Genomic DNA, 259 nt, shown 5'->3' with positions numbered 1-259 from the left:
AGAGCAGCACCAGATTAAAGAAATTAATACGGGTATTTACTGTGTCAGCCATGCCAAATTGCATGAGTGGTTACCACTCTTAAGCAATAATAATGCGCAAGGTGACTATTACCTGACTGATATTGTAGCAATGGCCTTAGCCGATGGGATGCAAGTCGCATCGGTTGAGCCTGAACAAGCCTTCGAAGTTGAAGGAGAGAATGATCGTGTTCAGCTCGCCGCATTAGAACGTCAATTCCAAATTGATCAAGCCAAAAAG

General features: G+C 43.6%; 1 pseudogene. It reads left to right on the top strand.

From position 1 onward, the window contains the following. A pseudogene (glmU, locus tag ACG9ZB_RS17500) lies at positions 1-259 on the top strand (bifunctional UDP-N-acetylglucosamine diphosphorylase/glucosamine-1-phosphate N-acetyltransferase GlmU); the annotation flags it as partial.

The organism is Acinetobacter johnsonii (genome assembly GCF_048551975.1).
GTDB classification, from domain to species: Bacteria; Pseudomonadota; Gammaproteobacteria; order Pseudomonadales; family Moraxellaceae; genus Acinetobacter; species Acinetobacter johnsonii_A.
This window is presented reverse-complemented; position numbering and strand designations above follow the sequence as displayed.